Source organism: Anaeromyxobacter sp. Fw109-5 (assembly GCF_000017505.1).
Lineage (GTDB): Bacteria > Myxococcota > Myxococcia > Myxococcales > Anaeromyxobacteraceae > Anaeromyxobacter.
Map to the genome: position 1 here is coordinate 4,111,448 of NC_009675.1, position 20,403 is coordinate 4,131,850.

General features: G+C 73.7%; 21 protein-coding genes. 11 read left to right on the plus strand and 10 right to left on the minus strand.

Going from position 1 to position 20,403, the window contains the following annotated elements:
* Positions 1-241: 241 nt before the first annotated feature.
* Positions 242-685 carry a hypothetical protein gene (locus tag ANAE109_RS18005; RefSeq protein WP_012098312.1) on the minus strand — a complete coding sequence of 148 codons (444 nt, stop codon included), beginning with the start codon at positions 683-685 and terminating at the stop codon, positions 242-244.
* A gap of 163 nt (positions 686-848) precedes the next feature.
* Here ANAE109_RS18005 and ANAE109_RS18010 point away from each other — a divergent pair, with 163 nt between their 5' ends.
* The 6 genes from ANAE109_RS18010 (at position 849) to ANAE109_RS18035 (ending at position 5,300) form a co-directional block, all read left to right on the plus strand.
* On the plus strand, positions 849-1,295 hold the full coding sequence (locus tag ANAE109_RS18010; protein WP_012098313.1) for a hypothetical protein: 447 nt from the start codon (positions 849-851) through the stop codon (positions 1,293-1,295).
* A gap of 96 nt (positions 1,296-1,391) precedes the next feature.
* Positions 1,392-1,886, plus strand: coding sequence for an asparaginase domain-containing protein (locus tag ANAE109_RS18015; RefSeq protein ID WP_012098314.1), 495 nt, complete (start codon positions 1,392-1,394; stop codon positions 1,884-1,886).
* 63 nt (positions 1,887-1,949) lie between these two features.
* Positions 1,950-2,840 (plus strand): glutathione S-transferase, encoded by an 891-nt coding sequence (locus ANAE109_RS18020; protein ID WP_012098315.1) that lies wholly within the window; start codon positions 1,950-1,952, stop codon positions 2,838-2,840.
* A gap of 75 nt (positions 2,841-2,915) precedes the next feature.
* Positions 2,916-4,130 (plus strand): winged helix DNA-binding domain-containing protein, encoded by a 1,215-nt coding sequence (locus ANAE109_RS18025; protein WP_012098316.1) that lies wholly within the window; start codon positions 2,916-2,918, stop codon positions 4,128-4,130.
* A gap of 197 nt (positions 4,131-4,327) precedes the next feature.
* The gene (locus ANAE109_RS23670) at positions 4,328-4,831 is read left to right on the plus strand and encodes a polymer-forming cytoskeletal protein (RefSeq protein ID WP_012098317.1); all 504 of its coding nucleotides are present in this window, start codon (positions 4,328-4,330) and stop codon (positions 4,829-4,831) included.
* A 31-nt stretch (positions 4,832-4,862) separates the two neighbouring features.
* Positions 4,863-5,300 (plus strand): hypothetical protein, encoded by a 438-nt coding sequence (locus tag ANAE109_RS18035; protein WP_012098318.1) that lies wholly within the window; start codon positions 4,863-4,865, stop codon positions 5,298-5,300.
* 94 nt (positions 5,301-5,394) lie between these two features.
* Here the strand turns inward: ANAE109_RS18035 and ANAE109_RS18040 are convergent, their stop codons facing one another.
* Complete coding sequence (locus ANAE109_RS18040; RefSeq protein WP_012098319.1) at positions 5,395-6,000, minus strand: CDP-alcohol phosphatidyltransferase family protein; 606 nt, start codon at positions 5,998-6,000, stop codon at positions 5,395-5,397.
* A 146-nt stretch (positions 6,001-6,146) separates the two neighbouring features.
* On the opposite strand from ANAE109_RS18040, the gene ANAE109_RS23675 reads away from it, so the two are divergent.
* The 4 genes from ANAE109_RS23675 (at position 6,147) to ANAE109_RS18055 (ending at position 10,514) form a co-directional block, all read left to right on the plus strand.
* Positions 6,147-6,527, plus strand: coding sequence for a hypothetical protein (locus ANAE109_RS23675; protein ID WP_012098320.1), 381 nt, complete (start codon positions 6,147-6,149; stop codon positions 6,525-6,527).
* A gap of 66 nt (positions 6,528-6,593) precedes the next feature.
* On the plus strand, positions 6,594-9,155 hold the full coding sequence (locus ANAE109_RS18050; protein ID WP_049768630.1) for a DEAD/DEAH box helicase family protein: 2,562 nt from the start codon (positions 6,594-6,596) through the stop codon (positions 9,153-9,155).
* Positions 9,156-9,183: 28 nt separating this feature from the next.
* Positions 9,184-9,870: a DUF3427 domain-containing protein gene (locus tag ANAE109_RS24655; protein WP_143828014.1), complete on the plus strand. Its 687-nt coding sequence runs from the start codon at positions 9,184-9,186 to the stop codon at positions 9,868-9,870.
* A 365-nt stretch (positions 9,871-10,235) separates the two neighbouring features.
* Positions 10,236-10,514, plus strand: coding sequence for a hypothetical protein (locus tag ANAE109_RS18055; protein WP_041448488.1), 279 nt, complete (start codon positions 10,236-10,238; stop codon positions 10,512-10,514).
* 129 nt (positions 10,515-10,643) lie between these two features.
* On the opposite strand, the gene ANAE109_RS18060 is transcribed toward ANAE109_RS18055, so the two are convergent.
* Positions 10,644-11,246, minus strand: a complete 603-nt coding sequence (locus tag ANAE109_RS18060; protein WP_012098322.1) for an alpha/beta fold hydrolase — start codon at positions 11,244-11,246, stop codon at positions 10,644-10,646.
* Between the two features lie 351 nt (positions 11,247-11,597).
* On the opposite strand from ANAE109_RS18060, the gene ANAE109_RS25385 reads away from it, so the two are divergent.
* On the plus strand, positions 11,598-12,095 hold the full coding sequence (locus ANAE109_RS25385; protein ID WP_012098323.1) for a nuclear transport factor 2 family protein: 498 nt from the start codon (positions 11,598-11,600) through the stop codon (positions 12,093-12,095).
* 72 nt (positions 12,096-12,167) lie between these two features.
* Here the strand turns inward: ANAE109_RS25385 and ANAE109_RS18070 are convergent, their stop codons facing one another.
* The 7 genes from ANAE109_RS18070 to ANAE109_RS18100 all read right to left on the minus strand — a co-directional run bounded on the left by ANAE109_RS18070 (position 12,168) and on the right by ANAE109_RS18100 (position 20,307).
* Positions 12,168-13,871, minus strand: a complete 1,704-nt coding sequence (locus ANAE109_RS18070) for a nickel-dependent hydrogenase large subunit (protein ID WP_012098324.1) — start codon at positions 13,869-13,871, stop codon at positions 12,168-12,170.
* Positions 13,868-15,085, minus strand: coding sequence for an NrfD/PsrC family molybdoenzyme membrane anchor subunit (gene nrfD / locus ANAE109_RS18075; protein WP_012098325.1), 1,218 nt, complete (start codon positions 15,083-15,085; stop codon positions 13,868-13,870). The genes ANAE109_RS18070 and nrfD (ANAE109_RS18075) overlap by 4 nt, the downstream gene beginning before the upstream one ends.
* Positions 15,082-15,963, minus strand: a complete 882-nt coding sequence (hybA, locus tag ANAE109_RS18080) for a hydrogenase 2 operon protein HybA (RefSeq protein ID WP_012098326.1) — start codon at positions 15,961-15,963, stop codon at positions 15,082-15,084. Before hybA ends, nrfD (ANAE109_RS18075) begins: the two co-directional genes overlap by 4 nt.
* A 3-nt stretch (positions 15,964-15,966) precedes the next feature.
* A complete protein-coding gene (locus ANAE109_RS18085) occupies positions 15,967-17,076 on the minus strand; it encodes a hydrogenase small subunit (protein ID WP_012098327.1) in 1,110 nt (369 codons plus the stop codon).
* A gap of 262 nt (positions 17,077-17,338) precedes the next feature.
* Positions 17,339-18,544, minus strand: coding sequence for an NrfD/PsrC family molybdoenzyme membrane anchor subunit (gene nrfD, locus ANAE109_RS18090; protein ID WP_012098328.1), 1,206 nt, complete (start codon positions 18,542-18,544; stop codon positions 17,339-17,341).
* A 374-nt stretch (positions 18,545-18,918) separates the two neighbouring features.
* Positions 18,919-20,004 carry a sialidase family protein gene (locus ANAE109_RS18095; protein ID WP_012098329.1) on the minus strand — a complete coding sequence of 362 codons (1,086 nt, stop codon included), beginning with the start codon at positions 20,002-20,004 and terminating at the stop codon, positions 18,919-18,921.
* A gap of 6 nt (positions 20,005-20,010) precedes the next feature.
* Positions 20,011-20,307, minus strand: a complete 297-nt coding sequence (locus tag ANAE109_RS18100) for a MoaD/ThiS family protein (RefSeq protein ID WP_012098330.1) — start codon at positions 20,305-20,307, stop codon at positions 20,011-20,013.
* Positions 20,308-20,403: the final 96 nt, after the last annotated feature.

Below are 20,403 nucleotides of genomic sequence, written 5' to 3' on the forward strand. Positions count from 1 at the left end.
CGCGTCCGCGCCGGGTCGAGAAGGGAGCCGCCATTGAAGAGCCTCGTCGCCGCGCTGTCCGCCGTCGTGCTCCTCGGGGCCGGGTGCGCCGTTCACGTTCCGTACGCGCGATCCCGCTCCGCCTCGACGGCCTCGGGCACGAAGCGGTGCCCGCCGGGCCACACCTGGAGTGACGGCCGCTGCCACGACAGGGGCAGGGGCCACGACTCGGCACGGAAGGCGCGGTAGGGCGCAGGACCCGTCAGGCGGGAGCGCCGCGCCAGCGCACGGGCCGCCTGCGGCCGGTCCACCAGCGCGCCAGGACCGACAGCACGAAGCCGGCCGACAGGACCGCCAGCATCGCGCGGTGGAACCCCTCGCCCATCGCGGTGCGCGGCGCGTACCCCAGCTCGAGCGACCCGACGCCCACGAGGACGCCCACCAGCGCGAACGCGTGCGCGCGCAGCGCGGTCCGCCAGCGCGTGTAACTCCCGCCCAGCAGCGCGTGCGCGGCCGCGAGCAGGGCGATCCCGCAGAGGCCCTCGACGAGCGTGGCCGTCGCGATGGGCGGCTCCTCGAGCCGGACCGGCCCGAGCACGAGGGGTGAGCCGAGGTGCGCCGCGGCGAACAGCAAGAAGACGATCGCCTCCGCCAGCACGAGCAGGCCGAAGGCGACCGCGCCGAGCGGCGTCCGGTGCATTCCCATGTCGAAAGCTCCTCCTCGACTGCCTCCCGGCGGGGGGCGGTCCGCTGGAACGTCCGCATGCACGGTGCGAACGCGCCGGCAGAGTGGCTCGGTCCCCTGCCTGCCTGACGCACTGCGGCGGCCCAGCGGAACGACCGACCATCCGGCGTGCTACCGTCCGGGCGTGGACCACGACCTACCGCCCCCCAGCGTGGTCGTCTCGATGCTCGCCGCGGGCGTGGTGGCCATGGAGCTCGTCGTCCTCGCGGCGGTCTGCATCCCCTACATCGCGGGCGGCGAGGCTCGTCTCCCCGCGCTCGTGACGAGCCTCATGAGCCTCGGGGTGGCGATCGGGATCTTCACGTTCATCTCCGGGGCGCTCCGGCAGCGGCCCGACGCCCGCGCCTCCGCCGTCGGCTGGTCCGTGCCGGTCGCCGCAGCCCTCGGGGTGCTCGCGATCATCGTGGGGCTCTTCGCGCTCCTGCTCGGCGCGCGACCCGCGGCCGCCCCGCTGCTCACGTTCGTGCTCGCCGTGGTGCTCCCGATCGGCACCATCGGCGTGGCGCTGCTGCGCCCCTCGGCGCGAGCCTGGTTCGAGCGGGACGGACCGCGGCGGTCGCGGCGGCCCTGAACCGGCGCGCCGGGGTGAGCCGTCCACGCGTCACGAGGGGAGCGCCCGCGGCCGCGCACATGCGCTCTCGAGCGTTCCGCCCTATCCTGCGCCGCCATGGCGACCGAGCCCATCCGACTCTTCGTGACCGGCGGCACCTTCGACAAGGAGTACGACGAGCTGTCGGGCCGCCTCTACTTCAAGGACTCGCACGTCCACGAGATGCTCCGGCTCGCGCGCTGCCGCGTCGAGACCCGCGTGCAGACGCTCATGATGATCGACAGCCTCGACATGACGGAGGCGGACCGCGCGACCGTCGTCGAGAGCTGCCGGAGCGCGGCGGAGCGGCGCATCGTGGTCACGCACGGAACGGACACCATGCCCGAGACCGCCCGCGCCCTGCTCGCCGCCGAGACCGGCAAGACGGTGGTCCTCACCGGCGCGATGGTTCCCTACGCGTTCGGCTCGTCGGACGGGCTCTTCAACCTCGGGAGCGCGCTGTCGTTCGCGCAGGTGCTCCCGCCCGGCGTCTACGTCGCGATGAACGGACGCGTGTTCCCGGCGGACCGGGTACGGAAGAACCGCGAGAGCGGCATCTTCGAGGAGACCTGACGCCGGCGGACGGACCCGCCCGGGCGCTCGCGCGGCGAGGGGCGTTGCGCCAACGTCCGGCGCATGCCCCCGCCAGACCGATCCCCCACGTACGAGCTCCTCTACTGGCCCGGCCTCCAGGGACGCGGCGAGTTCATCCGCCTCGCGTTCGAGGACGCCGGGGTCCCCTACGTCGACGTCGGCCGCGCGCCGGAGTCGGAGGGCGGAGGCGTCGCCGCCATCGAGCGGCTGCTCCAGGAGCCCGGCCCCTGGCTCACGCCGCTCGGGCCGCCGGCGCTGAGGCACGGGGACGTGCTCGTCGCGCAGACGGCGGCCATCCTGCAGTACGTCGCACCCCGCATCGGCCTGGTCCCGGAGGACGAGGCGAGCCGGCTGCGCGCCCACCAGATCCAGCTCACCCTCGCGGATCTCGTCGCGGAGGCGCACGCCACGCATCACCCCGTCGCCGTCTCGCTCCATTACGAGGCTCAGAAGCGCGAGGCCGCGCGCAACGCGGAGGCGTTCGTCCGCGAGCGCATCCCGCTCTTCCTCCGCTACCTCGACCGCGCGCTCGACTCGAACCCCGCGGGCGGCGGGCGCTGGCTCGTCGGTACGGGCTGCAGCTACGTGGATCTCTCGACGTTCCAGGTGATCGCCGGGCTGCGCTACGCGTTCCCTCGCGCGATGCGGCGCCACGAGCGGCGCTGCCCGCGCCTCGGCGCCCTGCACGACGCCGTCGCCGCGCGGCCGCGGATCGCGGCGTATCTGGCGTCCGAGCGGCGCCTCTCGTTCAACGAGTGGGGCATCTTCCGGCATTACCCGGAGCTCGATCTGCCCGGTCCCGCCCGCCCCTCCCGGGCGAAGGCGAAGGCCGGCGACGGCTCCGGGAAGCGGCGCCGGTCGAGCGGGGCCGGGAGCCGCGCCGCCGCGGGTACCCGGTCCGCCACGCCCCGGCCCCGCCGCCGCAAGGCGTGAGGGCCTTCGCCGCCGCGGAGGCGGCCGTCCCCCGCGGGTGAAGCGCGCGTCCGCGCGCTCGCCTATCTCCGGCGCGTGGCCGACCGCCCCCTCACGCTGCGCGCGCTGAACCGCGCGACGCTCGCGCGCCAGCTGCTCCTCGCTCGGGAGCGTATCCCCGCGCTGCGCGCGGTGGAGCGGGTCGCCGGCTTCCAGGCGCAGCTCGCGCGGTTGCCGTTCATCGGGCTCTGGTCCCGCGTGGAGGGCTTCCGCCGCGAGGAGCTGATCCGGCTCGCCGCTGCCCGCGCCGTCGTGCGCGGGCCGCTGATGCGCGCGACGCTCCACCTCGTCAGCGCGGCGGATTACCTGCGCTTCCGCGGCCCGCTCCAGCCCGTCCTCGACGGAGCGGCGAGGGTCGTCGCGGAGAGGCTCGCGGAGGTGGACGTAGCCCGCATCGTCGCCGCCGCCCGCGCGTTCCTCGAGGAGGAGCCGCGGACGTTCGACGAGCTACGGCCCCTGCTCGCCGCGCGGTTCCCCGGCCTGGACCCGCGCGCGATGGCCTACGCGGCGCGAATGAAGCTCCCGCTCGTTCAGGTCCCGAGTGACGTCGCCTGGGGGTTCCACGGCTCGGCGCGCTTCACGATGGCCGAGGCCTGGCTCGGCGAGCCGATCCCCGACGGTCGCTCCCCCGAGGCGCTCGTGGTGCGCTACCTCGCCGCGTTCGGGCCCGCGACGGCTGCGGACGCGCAGGCATGGTCGGGGCTGGCGAGGCTCGAGGGGGTCCTCGCGGCCCTCCGGCCGAAGCTGCGGAGCGTCCGCGACGAGGACGGTCGGGAGCTCCTCGATCTGCCGCACGCTCCCCGCCCGCCGGAGGATACCCCCGCGCCCGTGCGCTTCCTGCCGGAGTGGGACAACCTCCTGCTCGGGCACGCCGACCGCCGGCGCGTCGTCTCCATCGCGCACCGGAAGGCGATCGTCACGAAGAACCTGCTCGTGCCGCCGACGTTCCTCGTGGACGGCTTCGTGTCAGGGACGTGGCAGATCGCTGGCAAGGGGGCGCGTGCAAGGCTCGAGCTGAAGCCATTCGCGCCGCTGGCGAGGCGCTCGCGCGACGCGCTCATGGAGGAGGGCGAGCGGCTCGTGAGGTTCGTGGAAGGTGACGCCGACGAGGCCCGGGCGTCCACGGCGGCGGCGGAGCCGCTCCGTCGCCGTGCCCGAGCGTCCAGCGAAGCCCGTCCGGCGCGAGGCCCCCGGCCCGGAGGTACCCGCGGAGCACGCCGTACAGCTGGTCGGCCGCGCAGCGGGAGGTGAGCTTCGAGGGACCGTCGCCGCGGCCACGCGAGCGGGCACCACCCGATCGCGGACCGCTCGCCGAGGACGGGCGTCTCGCGGGAGGCGGGCGGCCTGCGCCGACGGCCCTTCCGGGCTGTCCGTTCGCGCTGCCGGGCGCGGCGCCGCGAAATACGAACGGCCGGGCCGCGTAGGGAACCGCGTCCCCGGAGGTCGTCATGCGCACGCTCGTCGCTTTCCTCGGTTCCGTCGCGCTCGCCGTACCCCACCTCGTCGCCGCCGCTGAAGACGAGGAGCGCGGGTGCGACATCGAGATCACCGGGCGCGACGAGGTCGTCCGGAGCGGAGACATCGTGGTCGGCCCGGGCGAGCGCCTCCGCGAGGTCGTGGCGCTGAGCGGCTCGGTGCGCGTGAAGGCCGGCGCCACCGTCGAGGACGTCGTCGCCCTCGGGGGGCAGATCGTCGTGGAGGACGGCGCGGTCGTGACGGGCGACGCCACCGCCGTGGGCGGCGACGTGCGCCTGCAGAAGGGCGCGCGCGTCGAGGGGAGCGCGACCACCGTCGGCGGGAAGCTAAAGGTGGCGGAGGGCGCGCTGCTCGAGGGCGACCGGAACTCGGTCCAGGCCGAGCTCGGCGGAAAGAGCCTGGAGCAGCACCTCCTGCGCGCGGTATCCTCGGCGCTGAAGGACGCGGACTGCCGGATCCGGATCCACCAGGACTAGGCGCGCGTCCGCCTCTGCCCGGGATCCCCGCGTGCTCTTCTCCCGCCGCCTTCCGCACGTGCTCACGCAGAAGGACCTCGTCCTGCTGCTCGCCCCGACGTACGCGGCTGCGCGAGGCGTCGACGAGGAGGAGGCGCGGGATCGGCTGGCGCGCGCCCTCGCCGTCCCGGCCGCCCTCGACGACGTGTACCGCGGCATCTCCGAGGCCCTCCGCGCCGCCCAGGGGCCCCGGACCAGCGAGGATCAGCTCGTGGACAAGCTGTCCGCCGGCGTGGTCGCGCGTCGCGCCCGCGCGAAGCCCGCGCCTGCGACGGCGGCGGTCTCGGCGGCGCTCGTGCGGCTCGACCTGGAGATCGGCCTCGCCGCCGACGCCATACGCGCGACGCTCGCCTCGCCGCGCGGGGAGGCGCTGCTCGACGAGGGGCTGAAGGCGCTCGGCGCGCACCTCCTGAAGGACCTGCTGAAGTAGCGAGCCCCGCGCGCGCTGCGGCCGGGGCGCGCGCGTCACCCTCCGTGATACCCGCTCGGAGCGGACGCCGAGGCGCCGCGCTCGCGCCGCCTCTTCACGCCGCCTCCTCGCGCAGCTCCTCGAGCGTGCGGGTGAGCCGGTTCCAGCAGGTGAGGAGCGCCAGCGCCGCGAGCGCGTCGAAGAGCCAGGGGGCCGCGGCCGCGGCCGGCGCGTGCAGCGACAGCACGAGCGCGTACGCCCCGACGACGAGGGCGCGGTCGCTCTTGCCCATCGGCCCGTCGTGGCGGCGCCGTCCGCCGAGCGCCTGGCCCAGCACGCCGCAGAACTCCGTGAGCACCCCCGTCGCCGCGAACAGGAAGACGGGCAGCGCGGCCTCGGGAGCGCGCAGGGCGAACGGCAGGTACAGGGCCAGGTCGGAGACCACGTCGCCGACCTCGTTCAGCACCGCGCCGAGCTGCGTCGCCCGGCCGAGCTCGCGGGACATCATCCCGTCGAGCGCGTTCAGCGCCATCCGCGCGAGCAGCCAGGCGGGGAGCAGCGCCAGGCTCCACGGCGCCGCTCCGGCGGCGATCACGCCACCGACCGCGACCGAGCCGACGAGCGCGGCGGTCGTGACGGCGTTCGGCGTCACGCCGGCGCGCGAGAGCGCGCGTATCGCGGGCCGGAGCAGCGCCTGGAGGCGGTCGTGGATCGAGGTCACGCGCGAAGGACAGCACGCCTCGGTCGGCGGTGTCGATTCGACGCTGTGTGCACCGCTCCCCCTGCCCCTCGCCCGGCCCTACACGCCCGGACACGGTCCGTGACAGCCGCCGCGACCGTCATCACCTTTCGAGCAGGGAGGGGATCATGCTGAGGAAGCTTCTCTTGCCGGGGATGGTGATCGCGCTGGCCGCCTGCTCGACCACGTCACAGCCGGCCGACCGGCCAGCGAGCACGCCGACGGCCCGCGACTCGCCGGTCGCGACGGAGCATCCGTTCGAGGTGAAGGGGACGGTGAAGTCGGTCGGCGAGGGGCTGCTCGGGATGGGCGAGAGCCTGACCGTGGCGCGCGACGGCGCCCCGTCGGCGCAGCTCAAGATCGCGGAGCGGACCCGCATCACGCTCGACGACCGTCCGGTGAAGCTCTCGGACCTGCGCGAGGGCGACGAGGTGCGCGCGCTGTTCGACTTCGACGGCGCGACGCCGGTCGCGATCGAGATCGAGGCGAAGCCGGCGAAGCGGCGGTAGCGGGGAGGAGGCGACGCCGGCCGCGGCGGCTCGCGGCGTGGGGCGCACGTGGAGTAACATGCCCGCGTGCCGAAGCTCCTCGCCGACGGCGTCTACGACCACCTGCTCGACGAGGCGCTCCGCGCGCTCGTCCGCGACGCGGAGGGCGGGCGCGCCGTCCACGTCGGCGACCTCGACCCCGAGCGCACCCCGAGCTTCCTCGCCGCGCACTTCCGGCCGCTCCTGGAGCGGGTCCTGGAGGAGGTGCCGGGCGAGGACGACGAGCGTCAGCGGCGGCGGGTGGAGATCCTGAACCGGCTCCTCGCGACGCTCGCCGAGGCCGCGCGCGAGCACTGCGGAGAGTTGCCGCTGAATCCCGACGCGACCGTCGTCACCGCCGCGCGCCACCTTCGCTCGGTCTGGCCGTGTGGCCCGCTCGGCGCGGCGCCCGAGGTCCGCCTGCCGGAGACGCCGCTCTCCGAGAGCGCGCTCCTCGTGAACGCCTCGGGCGAGCCGTCGCTCGGCCACGAGCTCGCGCGCGAGCTCGCGAGCGCCGACCGCGTGGACCTCCTCTGCGCGTTCGTGAAGTGGAGCGGGCTGCGCTTCGTGCTGGACGAGCTCCGGGAGCTCGTCGCGCGCGGTCGCCACCGCGGCGAGGTGCGCCCGCTGCGCGTGCTGACGACGACCTACATCGGCGCGAGCGACGCGCGCGCCATCGAGGAGCTCGCCCGGCTCGGCGCCGAGGTGCGCATCTCCTACGACGCCCAGCGCACGCGTCTGCACGCGAAGGCGTGGCTCTTCCACCGCCACTCGGGCACGCACACGGCATACATCGGCTCGTCGAACCTGTCGCGAGCGGCGCTGCACGAGGGGCTCGAGTGGAACGTGCGCCTCTCCCAGCGCGACGCCGCGCCCCTGCTCGAGAAGTTCCGCCACGCGTTCGACTCCTACTGGGAGTCGGACGAGTTCGTGCCGGTCGATCCGGATCGGGACATGGCGCGGATCCGGGCGGCGCTCGCAGCGCAGCGGACCTCCGCTCGCGCAGAGCCTGTCGAAGCGCGAGCGGGTTCGGAGTGGAACCCCATTCACTTCGACCTCCGCCCGCATCCCTACCAGGAGCCCATGCTGGAGGCGCTCCGCGTCGAACGCGAGCGCGGCCATCACCGCAACCTCGTCGTCGCCCCCACCGGCACCGGGAAGACGCTCGTCGCGGCGTTCGATTACGCGAGCCTGCGCAAGGAGCTCCCGCGCGATCGGCTCCTCTTCGTGGCGCACCGCGAGCGGCTCCTGACGCAGAGCCGGGCCGCCTTCGCGGCGGTGGTGCGCGACGCGTCCTTCGGCGAGCTCCTCACCGCAGAGGCGAAGCCCACGGCGGGCACCCATGTCTTCGCCACGATCCAGTCGCTCGCGCGCGCGGACCTCCCGCGAGACTTGCCTCCCGACCACTTCGACGTCGTCATCGTCGACGAGTTCCACCACGCCGAGGCGCCGACGTACGACCGCCTGCTCTCGCACGTCCGCCCGAAGGTGCTCCTCGGCCTCACCGCGACGCCCGAGCGGCACGATGGCAAGGACGTGCGCCGCTGGTTCGACGGCCGGACCGCGTTCGAGCTGCGCCTGTGGGACGCGCTGGAGCAGGGGCTCCTCTCGCCGTTCCAGTACTTCGGCGTGAAGGACACGGTGGACCTCTCGGACGTCGCCTGGAGCCGCGGCTGGGGCTACGACCGTGACGAGCTCTCCCGGCGCTACGTGGCCGGCGGCGCCGAGGCGCGCGTGCGGCTCGTGCTCCAGGAGGTGCACCGCCGCGTCGCCGAACCGCGCCGCATGCGCGCGCTGGGGTTCTGCGTCTCCGTGGCGCACGCCGAGTACATGGCGCGCACGTTCACGGAGAAGGGGCTCCCGAGCGTCGCGGTGACGGGCGACACGCCCGGCGAGGCGCGCGAGGGCGCCATCCGCCGGCTCGAGCGCGGCGAGCTCACGACGCTCTTCACGGTGGACCTCTTCAACGAGGGCGTGGACATCCCGGCGGTGGACACGGTGCTCTTCCTTCGCCCGACCGAGAGCGCGACGGTGTTCCTCCAGCAGCTCGGCCGCGGACTGCGCCGCCACGCCGAGAAGCCCTGCCTCACGGCGCTCGACTTCATCGGCAACGCCCGGCGGGAGTTCCGCTTCGACCGCCGCTTCAAGGCGATCCTCGGCGGCACGACGCGCCAGGTGAAGGCGGCGATCGAGCAGGGCTTCCCGTACCTGCCGCCCGGCTGCGCGATGCACCTCGACCACCTCGCCACGCGCGCCGTGCTGGACAACATCCAGCACAGCATCGGCGCCGGCGTGCAGTGGCTCTCGTCCGAGCTCGCCGCGCTCGGCATCGGCACGCCGCTCCGCCAGTTCCTGCGCGACGCCGACCGAGCTGTACGCCAACGACCGGAGCTTCACGTCGCTCTGCCAGCACGCGTTCGGGACACCGATCCTCGACGAGCCGCTCCGAGACCTGCACGCGCGGCTGCGGGCGGTGACGCACGTCGCGGACGACGAGCGGCTCCGGTTCCTGCGGCGGGTCGCCGGCGACCAGCCGTTCGGGGAAGCCGATGCGCAGCTCTCCGCTGGCCCCGACCCCTCGGCAGGCTCGGGGGAAGGGCGAGCGGGTAGGAGCGCCCGCGAGGCTCGCCTCGCGGCGATGGCGGCCGCCGCGCTCGTGGACAGCCGCAAGCCCGCCGACGCGTTCACCGCGCTCGAGGAGGCCCGCCGCCATCCGACGTTCCGCCGCGAGCTAGGTGAGCTGCTCGACGTGCTCGAGGACGACCGCCGCGACGCGACGTTTCCGTGGCAGCCTCCGGACCGTCACCCACCGCCGAGCGTGGCGTCGCCGGAACAGGCACCGAAGCGAAGCACGCACGGCGCCATCCCGCTCCACGTCCACGCCCGCTACCGCCAGGAGGAGGTCCTCGCCGCGCTCGGCGCCGGCACCGGCACCCTCCCCCGCCTCCAGGCCGGCGTGTACTTCGCGGAGCGCGAGAACGTGGACGTGCTCTTCGTGACGCTGAAGAAGAGCGAGTCGGGCTTTTCTCCGTCCACGATGTACCGAGACTTCGCGATGAGCCCGACCCGTTTCCACTGGGAGACGCAGAACGCCGCGCATCCCGGCTCCGGCGCCGGCCGCCGCTACCTCGAGAAGACGAGCACGGTCCTGCTCTTCGTCCGCGAGTACCGCAAGCAGCCGAACGGCGTCGCAGAGCCCTACTGCTTCCTCGGCCCCGCGACGCTCGAGTCCGCCTCCGGCGAGCGGCCGATGCAGATCGTCTGGCGCCTCGAGCACGCGATGCCGGGGCACCTCTACCAGCGGGCGACGCTGGCGGCGGGGTGAGGACGGGCGTCCGGTCACGCTCGCCAGGCCTGAGGGGACCCTGCCGCGCTGCGCCTCGTCGCAGGTCGCGCCCCGTCGGTGCTCACCTCCACCCGCGCCACGACCCGGCGACCGGCCCCCGTCCGACGTCGCCGTGTGCTCATCGGAAGACCCACGAACCGGCCGGCCCGCTCCAGGAACGCCGAGCAGGGGACCGGGTGATGTCGCGGCTCGTGCGTGCGCGAGCCCAGCTGGCGAGTTCACTCTCCTCCTCGTCCCGTTCGCCCGGCGCGCCTCGAGCGCTGCGCCTACGCTTCGCTCACCGCTGTCGTGGGCGGAGCTCCCTCCGCTCGGCCCGGGCGCGGACCTTCGCGAGGAGGCTCGACATGGACGACGACCTGACCGTGCTCACCCGGGACCAGCTGGTCGACGAGGTCAAGCGGCTTCGCGCCGGCATCCGCGCTCACCGCGACAGCAGCGGACACGGACTGTGCTGGCATCATCCAGAGCTCTGGGCGCTCCTCCCGGAGCCGCTGGAGCAGAGGGTCTCCGTTCCCGCGTGGCCTCAGTTCATGCGGGGCTGCATCCGGTACCGCGAGTCGCTGGACGAGCAGCTCCCGGGGGCACCTCGGTCCACCGAGGAGTTCGAGGGTCAGCGAGGATGACGCGGTGCCGTGCGGGTGGGGCTCGCCGTTCGGGACCTGACGTCGGTCAGCGAGGCGCCGAGCCTGGCGGAGCTCATCTTCATCGGCCGAAGATGTCTCTCGCCTGACGTTGCGCTGCCATTCGTGCGGTCATCCGGTCAGGTGCGAACGGATGATCGAGGCGACCTCGTCCGGGCGCTCGCTCGCGAACGCGTGGGTCCCGCCCGCCACCGTGACGATGCGCGCGCGCGGGATGCGCTCGGCGAGGAACCGGGCCACCCCGGGCGGGCTGACCGGATCCTGGTCGCTCCACAAGAGGAGCGTCGGCGCGCGGATCTCGGAGAGCCGGCCGGTGAGGTCGGTGCGGTCGTCGATGAACCAGCCCGGAACGTCCGGCAGGGACGCGCGGTACTCGTCGCGCCACTCCGCCGCCCCCAGCCGTCGAACGTCCACGCCGCCCGAGGTCGCCACCAGGACCAGGCGTGCCACGCGCTCCGGCCGCTCCGCCGCCAGACGCGCGGCGAGGATTCCTCCCATGGACTGTGCGATGACGTGGCTCGATCCTGGCGGGAGGCGCTCCACGACCCAGCGGTACAGATCGTCGAGCGACCTCACGCCGTGATCGGCAGGGACGTCGCCAAACCCGGGATAGCCGAGGACCTGCGCCGAACCGAGGTCCTCCAGCCGGTCGGCCACGGGCCGCCAGCAGGACGCCCTTCCACCAGCGCCGGGCAGGAAGACGAGGGGTGGCATGGCGGTGAGCCTCTCTGGTAACGAATGAACGAGCCGCGCCGCAACGCCGCGTCGCTCGGCGCTGCGACTGCCAGCGGCTACTGGGACCTGGTGACGTTCCTGGGACGCGCACCGCGTCGCGCGAGAGTGGCCGTTCGCGCGCGCGCCGTGCCTCCGGGCTTGTCGCCGCCAGGGCGCTCCGCCGGGACACGGTGCGCGAGCTTCGAGCAGCCGGCTGCCCGTCGCGCGCCGGGCGTGTCGGAGGGGTTGGCCCGACGAGACGTCGCCCGAAGCGCTCACGACGCGGCGCGCGGCGCGTGCGACGATCACGACGGCTTGACGTGGAGCAGAGGCCGGGCCAGGAGGGCGGCCATGATCGGAGCACTGATCGCGAGGTCGCGCGCGCGTCGCGGGTTCGACGCGTTGAACCGCAAGGACCTCGCCGCGGTGGTCGGTGCGTTCGCCGACGACGCCGTGTTCGAGTTCCCGGGGCGGACCCGGATGTCGGGGCGGTTCGAGGGAAAGCGCGCCCTCGAGGAGTACTTCCGGCGCTGGTTCGCCGAGCGGGCGATGATCCGCTTTCGGGTCATGCACGTGTGCGTCGAGGACGTCCTCGCGCTCGGCGGCACCAACACCGTGCAGGTCGAGTGGGCGCTCGAGGAGGCGGATCGGCACGACGTGAGCTTCCACCTCTCCGGCGTGACGGTGCTCGACGTCCGCCACGGCAAGATCGTGCGCGCACGCGACTACGTCTTCGAGCCGGACGTGCTCGAGCGCGAGTGGGCGACGCCCGAGGCCGCCGCGCTGCCCCACCCTCGGCGAGGAGCGCGCGCCTCGACCGCATCCTCCACGAGCACCGCCGGTGGGTGATACCCCGCTCCCCGGTGCGCGCGCTGGACCGACGTGGGCGAGGCGAGCCGCCCGGGCGGCGGCCGCTCCCGCTCACCCCACCCTGACCGTCGACAGCTCCGTCCCGTCGGCGTCCACCGCGTGGACCGCGCACGCGAGGCACGGATCGAAGGAGTGGATGGTGCGCAGCGCCTCGAGGGGCAGCTTCGCGTCGGCGATCGGATTCCCCACCAGCGCCGCCTCGTACGGGCCCGCCTGCCCCTTCCCGTCCCGCGGCCCGGCGTTCCAGGTCGACGGCACCACGGCCTGGTAGTTCTCGATCGCACCGTCCTCGATCACGACCCAGTGCGACAGCGCCCCGCGCGGCGCCTCGTGAAAGCCGAACCCGCGCACCTCGCCCTTCGGGAAGGTCGGGGGGTTGAACACCGCCGTGTCGCCCCGGCCGATGTTCTCGACGAGGAGCTGCCAGTGCTTCAGGGCGAGCTCGGCGAGGACGGCCGTCCGGATGGCGCGGGCCGCGTGGCGCCCGAGCGTGGAGTGGAGCACGGCCGGGGTGAGCTTCGCGCCCGCCACCGTCCCCGCCACGTCGAGGCAGCGATCGGCCCAGAAGCGGATGCGCGGGTGGCCGAGCGCGTAGCCGACGAGGACCTGCGCGAGGGGGCCGACCTGCATCGGCCTGTCCTGGAAGCGCGGCGACTTCACCCACGAGTACTTCCCCTCCGGCTGCCAGTCCTGCACCTTGGGGACGGTCTCCTCGGCGAACGGGCTCTTCTGCCAGTCTCCCTCGTAGAACGAGCGCGCGATGGACTCCGTGACGTTGTCGCGGAAGTACGGATCGGTGAACGAGGTGAATGCGCGCGCCGAGGAGAGGTCCCCGGCCATGATCGTCCCGCCGGGCAGGTCGAACTTCGTCGCGGCGGCGTCCACCGGCAGGTCGGGGACGGAGAGGTAGCTCGTCACGCCCGCGCCGTGGCGGAGCCACTCGGGGTACATGCCGGCCACCGCGCAGACGTCGGCGAAGTACGCCTGGTGCACGAACGCCTGCACCTCCTCGAGCAGCGTCTTCACCTGGTACAGCTTCTCCATGTTCAGCGCGGCGGGGCTGTCCAGGTTGATGGCGTTCGCGACCCCGCCCACGGCGAGGTTCTGGATGTTGGGCGTCTTGCCGCCGAGGATCGCGACCGCCTGGTTCGCCTTGCGCTGCACGTCGAGCGCCTGCAGGTAGTGCGCGACCGCGAGGAGGTTCACCTCGGGTGAGAGGCGCATCGCCGGGTGGCCCCAGTAGCCGTTCCTGAAGATCCCGAGCTGGCCCGCCTTCACGAAGCCGTCGAGCTTCCCCTTCACGGCGGCGAGCGCGGCCCGCGAGTTCCCCGGCCAGGCCGACAGGCTCCCGCCGAGCGTCGCGGCCTTCGCGGGATCGGCCTGGAGCGCGCTCGTCACGTCCACCCAGTCGAGCGCGGAGAGCTGGTAGAAGTGCACCACGTGGTCGTGCAGCGCGTGAGCGGCGACGAGCAGGTTGCGGATGAGCTGCGCGTTCAGCGGGATCGGGAGGGCGATCGCGTTCTCGACCGCGCGCACCGACGCGATCGCGTGGACCGTCGTGCACACCCCGCAGATGCGCTGCGTGAACACCCACGCGTCACGCGGATCGCGGCCCTTCAGGATGAGCTCCATCCCGCGCCACATCGTGCCGCTCGACCACGCCTTCCGGACCGCGCCACCGTCCACCTCGATGTCGATGCGCAGGTGCCCCTCGATCCGGGTGACCGGATCGATCGTGATGCGCTGGCCCGTCATGATGCCGCTCCTTCCTTGAGCCCGGCCGGCAGGCGCCTCGGCTCGGGGAGGCTCACGCCCGCGAGGATCGGGAACCGCCGCACCGCCAGGATGTAGACCATCGTCTCGGTGGCGATGAAGCCGAGGGTGATGAGGAGCTCTCCCACCGACGGGAAGTACCGCCAGCCGTGGCCGGGCTGGAACGCGACCAGGAACGCGTCGACCCGGTACAGCGCGCCGCCCGCGAGGGCGAGGAGCGCCGCCTGGAGCTGCGTCGCCGGGCTCGCGTGGATCCACTGCTGCAGGAAGAGCCCCGCGGCGGACAGCAGGAGCAGCGTCTCGGCCCAGAAGAAGAACGACAGCGTGCCCGAGGTGACGGTGAGGCGGAGACGCCCTGCGCCCATGAGGCCGGCGAAGCGCACCGCGACGAACACGAGGATCACGCCGGCGATGAACACGCCGAGCGAGCCGAGCAGCTTCGTCTCGAGCGGCCGCCGGAACGCGACGTTCGAGAAGATCGTCTCGAAGTACAGCACGGCGTACCCCATCCCGAACGCGGTGAGGAGGAACAGCAGCGGGAGCGCGCCCGTGTGCCACAGCGGGTGGACCTTCGTCCCGGCGACGACGAGCAGCGACCCGAGGCTCGACTGGTGCATCGTGGGGAGCACGAGCCCGAGCGCGATCACGAACGGCAGCGCGCGCGCGAGCCGCGGCAGCCAGCGAACCGCGAACGCCTGGCGTCGCAGGTGCCGCTCCGCGGCCCAGCGCTCGAGCAGGGCCGGCGAGAGCTCCACGAGCAGCACAAACAGGTACGCCATGATGCAGAGCGCGACCTCGAGGAGGATCGAGCTCGTGTTCCAGCGCCACGGCATGGCAGGCACCTTCCACAGCGCCCAGTAGCGGCCGACGTCGAACATGACCGCGATGCCCGCGACGGAGTACCCGAGCGCGCTCGTCAGGATCGCGGGCCGGACGAGCGGGTGGTAGCGGCCGCGGTTCAGGACGTAGACGAGCAGCGCGATGGCGTACCCGCCGCTCGCGAGCCCCGTCCCCACCACCACGTCGAACGCGATCCACAGCCCCCACGGGTAGCCGTCGTTCAGCGCCGTGACGGCGCCGAGCCCCTGCGTGAACCGCACGACGCCGACCGCCGTCGCAGCGGCCCAGAGGACCAGCATGAGCTTGAAGGTCGGCGTGAGGAGCCGGCCTCCCACCGCGCGCGCCCCGGTCGTCATCGCTCGTCCTCCCCGCCATCGCTCGCCCGCCGGTTCCGCCACGTGACCCAGGCCAGCGCACCGAACAGGGCCACCGGCGCGACGAAGCCCTGGTAGATGCCGTGCTGGATCGTCTCGCCGAGCGCGGGCACCGCCTCCGGCCCGAGCGCCGGGAGGCCCATCGCCGTGAACGGCACCGCCGACAGCACGAGCACGCCCGTGCCCCCGCCCTCGCGCTCGCCGTACACGCCGGCCCGGTAGCGGTCCGGCTCGGCCTCGAGCCTGCGGTGCGCCTCGGCCCGCAGCTCGGCGCGCGCGCCGAACACCACCGCCTCGCGCGGACAGGCCTCCGCGCAGGCAGCGCCCTTGCCCTCGCGCCAGCGGTGCCGGCACAGCTCGCACTTCACGATGCGCGGCGTGGCCGACGACCACTGGAAGCGCGGCACGTTGAAGGGGCAGGCCACCTGGCAGTAGCGGCACCCGACGCAGCGGCTGACGTCGTACGCGACGACGCCGCGCTCGCCCTTGTGGAGCGCGCCGAGCATGCACACCGAGACGCAGGCGGGATCCGCGCAGTGCATGCACTGCGCCTTCACGAACGCGCCGTCCGCCCCGTCGCTCGTGCGCTTGATGACCGTGAGCGTCCGGTCGTTGAGGTCGATCGGCGCGTCGTAGGGCACGCCGTCCACGAGCTTCACGTCCTCGGTGAGCGAGTTCGCCTCGCGGCAGCGCACGGTGCAGGCGCGGCACCCCACGCAGCGCGTCGAGTCGAAGAGGAGCCCGAGGTCGTCGTCGCGCGGCGGCTTCGGAGCGCGGGCCTCCGCGGGCGCGGGGGCCGCGGCGAGCGCGGCGGCGCCGCCGAGCGTTCCGAGGACGGTGCGGCGGGAGACGTTCGGCATGGCCTACCCCTCCCCAGGCGGTTCCTTGGGCTCGTCGTGCGCGAGCTTGCGCGAGGAGACGTAGCCCGCGGCGGCGAGACCGCCGACGAGGAGCCCCGCCACGCCCGCGGAGACGGCGCTCACCTCGCCGCGCTCCGGCGCGATCCCGGGGTACGCCATCGGCCCGGTCGGCTTCTGGACCTCGACCGTCGTGTGGAGCGGGACGCGGAACGCGATCTCCTGCTCGGTGCAGCCGACGCAGGGGTGGCCGATCCCGATGGGCCAGGCGCCGGGCACCTCGCAGAACGGGAGCAGCGAGCAGTTGGCGTGCGTCTGGGGTCCCTTGCAGCCGAGCTTGTAGAGGCACCAGCCGTCCCGGTGCCCCTCGTCGCCGAACGTCTTGGCGAACCGGCCGGCGTCGAAGTGCGGCCTGCGCGGGCAGTCCTCGTGGATGACGCGGCCGTAGGCGAACTTCGGGCGCCCCTTGTCGTCGAGCGCGGGGAGCGTGCCGAACGTCGCGAACTGGAGCACGGTGCCGAGGAGGTTGTACGGGTTCGCCGGGCACCCCGGCAGCGTCACGACGGTCTTGCCCGCGAGCACCTCCGGCGCGCCGGTCGCGCCCGTCGGGTTCGGCGCGGCCGACGGCACGCCGCCCCACGACGCGCACGAGCCGATCGCCGCGACGGCCCCGGCGCGACCCGCGACGGTGCGCGCGATCTCGAGCGCCGTGCGGCCCCCGATCATGCAGTAGCGCCCGCCCTCGCGCGTCGGGATCGCGCCCTCGATGACGCACACGTACTTGCCGTCGTTCTCGTCCATCGTCTTCGCGAGCGCGTCCTCCGCCTGGAAGCCGGCGGCGGCGAGGAGCGTCTCGTGGTAGTCGAGCGAGACGAGGTCGAGGATGAGCGCCGCGACGTCGGGGTGGCTCGTGCGGAGGAGCGACTCGGTGCACCCGGTGCACTCCTGGAAGTGGAGCCAGATGACGGAGGGCTTCTTTCCCTTCGCGACCTCCTCCGCCATCCGTTCGCCCGCCCACGCCGGGAGGCCCACCGCGGCGGCGGCGGTGGTGCAGACCTTCATGAAGTCGCGCCGTGACGGCGAAGAGGGTCCCGCGACCGAGGTCGGGTGCGGCATCGCGCCTCCTTCCCGCGGGCATCCGCGGACGGTGCGATGATGGGCGCCGTTTTCGGGCGCCCACCTTGACCTCTGTCATTCGGCGCAAAGATCGCGCGCAACTCTTGCGTTCGCTCGTGAATCCGGGATGTTGGCCGTCGCGCAAATTCGGGCCGAGCGGCGAGGACCGGCCGCCTCGGCGCCAGAATTGACTCCTTCGCACCAGGAGTTCACCGACGAGCTGTGATCGAGCCAGCCCGATCACCGCCCCGCGTTCGCGCCTTCACGCGTGCGCGCGCAGGCGCGCGGCCTCCTGTCGCCGCCCGGTGGGCTCGGCGACGCCGCTCAGGATCGGCAGCCGCTTGACCGCGACGACGTACAGCGCGACGCCTGCCGCGGCGAGGCCCAGCGAGAAGACGATCTCGGCGAGCGACGGGAAGTAGCTCCAGCCCATTCCAGGCGAGAACGCACCGAGGTAGACGTCGAAGCGGTACAGCGCCCCCCCGGCGACGGCGAGCTGCGCGGCCCAGAAGAGGCGGCCGGCGTTCTCGCGGTACGAGCGCCGGAGGACCCGCACCGCCGGATAGGTGAAGAGGCCCAGCTCCACGAGGAAGAGCACGCCGCGCCAGCCGGTGACGTTGCGCAGCGCGCCGGACGTGGCGAGATCGCCGACGCGGAGCGCGACGAAGGCGAGCGACAGCCCGGCCATCACGAGCGCGAGCGAGGAGCACAGCCGGACGTCCCGCCTGCGCCCCCACGCGAGGTGCGTGAGCGTGTCGACGACGATCACCGCGCCGAACCCCATGCTCAGACAGGAGAGCAGGAAGAGCGCGGGTAGCCAGCCCGTGTACCAGAGCGGGTGGAGCTTCGTCGGCGCGAAGAGGAACAGCGCGCCGAGGGACGACTGGTGCATGAAGGGCAGGACGATCGCGAGCGCCAGGAGGAAGGGGAGCATCTCCTGCGTCCGCGGCAGCACGCGCGCGGCGAGCCGGCCGCGCGCGCCCGGCGCGTCGCGCCAGCGCTCGAGCAGGGCGGGGAGCACCTCGAGCCACAGGACGGCGCAGTACGCGATGACGCAGAGCGCGACCTCGAGCAGCACCGAGCCGACGTTCCAGCGGGTCGGGACGACGAGCGCCCAGACGGTCCACCATCGCCCGAGATCCACGAGCACGGAGATGCCGGCGAGCGTGTAGGTGATGGCGCCGGTCAGGACCGCTGAGCGGACGAGCGGGTGATGGCGGCCGCGGTTCGCGACGTGGGCGACGAGCGCGAGCCCCAGCGCTCCCGCTCCGATGCCGGTGAACGTCACGACGTTGAGCGGCTTCCAGATCCCCCACGCGAAGCCGTCGTTCAGCGCGGTGATCGGCCCGAGGCCGGTGAGCAGCCGAACCGACACGAGCACCGATGCGGCCGCCGCGATGAAGAGCGCGAGCCTCGTGCCGCGGGTGAGGAGCGGACCTCCGACGGGAGCCACGGACGCGTGGGCCATGTTCCACCTCCCCGCTCCGGAGGGAGCGGTGAGGGACCCGCAGCGGCGGAAGACCCCGAGCGACCGCGGGCCCCCGAGCCCTCACCTCGCAAGCCCGGCGCCAGGGCCCGCGCCCGGCCTCGCGCCGCGTCGAACCCGCGGCTGGCGCGCCGTTCCGGCAGCCGCACCGGCGCCGCGACGAGGGGAGCCGCGACGGGGCTGTTGCCTTGCTCAACGGCCCCGACCGTGGGCCACGCGTGGAAAGGCCAGGCGTATCGCGGACGTCCTCCCCCTCGGCGAGCGCCGTGGCGATCCTCGACGGCCGTCGAATTCGTCCACACCCGCGCGGATGGCGTGCTCACCTGTTCGAGCGGCCCCGCCGCGCCGGCCGGAGCTCAGCCGCCGAAGGCCACCTGGTAGATGGGCGGCAGGCGCGCGGCGAGGAGCTGCCAGCGATCCCCGCCGTCCTCCGAGATCCACAGGCCGCCGGTGGTCGAGCCCATCACCAGCCGCCCGCCGTCGTCGCTGACGTCGAGCCCGTGTCGGTACACGAGATCGTAGGCGTGCTCCTGGGGGAGCCCGTCGCGGAGGACCTCGAAGCTCTCCCCGCCGTCGCGCGTCCGCGCCACGACGAGCCTCCCGTCCACCGGCACGCGCCGCTCGTCCTTCACCGCGGGCACGAACCAGGCGGTGCGAGGATCGGCGGGGTGCGCGGCGACGGCGAAGCCGAACTTGGAGGGCCGGATGGCGGTGATCTCCGTGAACGTCCGCGCGCCGTCCGTGGAGCGGAAGGTGCCGTTGTGGTGCTGCACGTAGAGGACGTCGGGAGAGGACGCGCACTGCGCCAGCCGGTGCACGTCCTGCACGTTCAGGTCGTCGCGCCGCTCGGGAGGCATGTACTCGGCGTACATGCCGTGCCCGCACGGCGTCCAGGTCTCGCCGCCGTCATCGCTCGCCCAGACGCCTCCCGTGGAGATGGCGCAGCGCAGCCGCCGCGGATCGCGCGGGTCGACGCAGATCGAGTGCAGCCCCGGCTCGTCGTAGCCGCCGCCGGCCCACTCCTTTCGCTCCGGTCGATCCCACAGCGAGCGGACGAGCGTCCACGACGCGCCGCGGTCGGCCGAGCGGAAGAGCGCGGCGGGGATCGTGCCCGCCCAGAGGGCCCCGGCTTCGCGAGGACCGCCCGCGGCGAGGGCCCAGAGCTGATGGACCGTGGGGGCGTCCCCGGCGCCCTCCGGCGCGGCGGGGAACGCCGGCGCGCACACCTCGCTCCAGCTCCGGCCGAGGTCGTCCGACCGGTGGAGCTTCACCCCGAAGTGCCCCAGCGCGAGCGCCGCGTAGAGCGTGCCGTCGCGCCGGTCGTCGAGCACCATCGAGACCGGGTCCCCGAGGAAGGAGACGCGCGCGACCGCCCAGCCGCGCGCGCCGCGCTCCAGCAGGAACAGCCCCTTCCGCGTGGCCACGTGGATCGCGTCGCTCATCGCGCCTCATCCTCCCGAGAGGGCCTGCATGACGAACACCGCGCTCGAGGGGCGCACCGCATCCGTGAGGCGATCGCGATCGGCGACGAGCTCTCCGTCCACGAACACGACCACGTGCTTGCGCAGCCGTCCCTGATCGTCGAGCACGTAGCTGCGCAGGCGCGGGTTCGCGCGGAACACTTCGTCCAGCGCCTCGCGCACCGTCGCGCCCGCCACGCGGGTGGCGGGAGCGGCGAGGTGACGCTCGAGCGTGCGCGTGAAGGTCACCACCGGCATGCGGTCCACGGTCCGTCGCGGAGTCATCGCATGCCGCCGGGGCGACGCGGACGCAATCCTCGGGCGGGGTGCCCGGCCGGTAAACGGGCTCTTATTCTCCGCCGCCGCGCGCCCCGCCGGCGG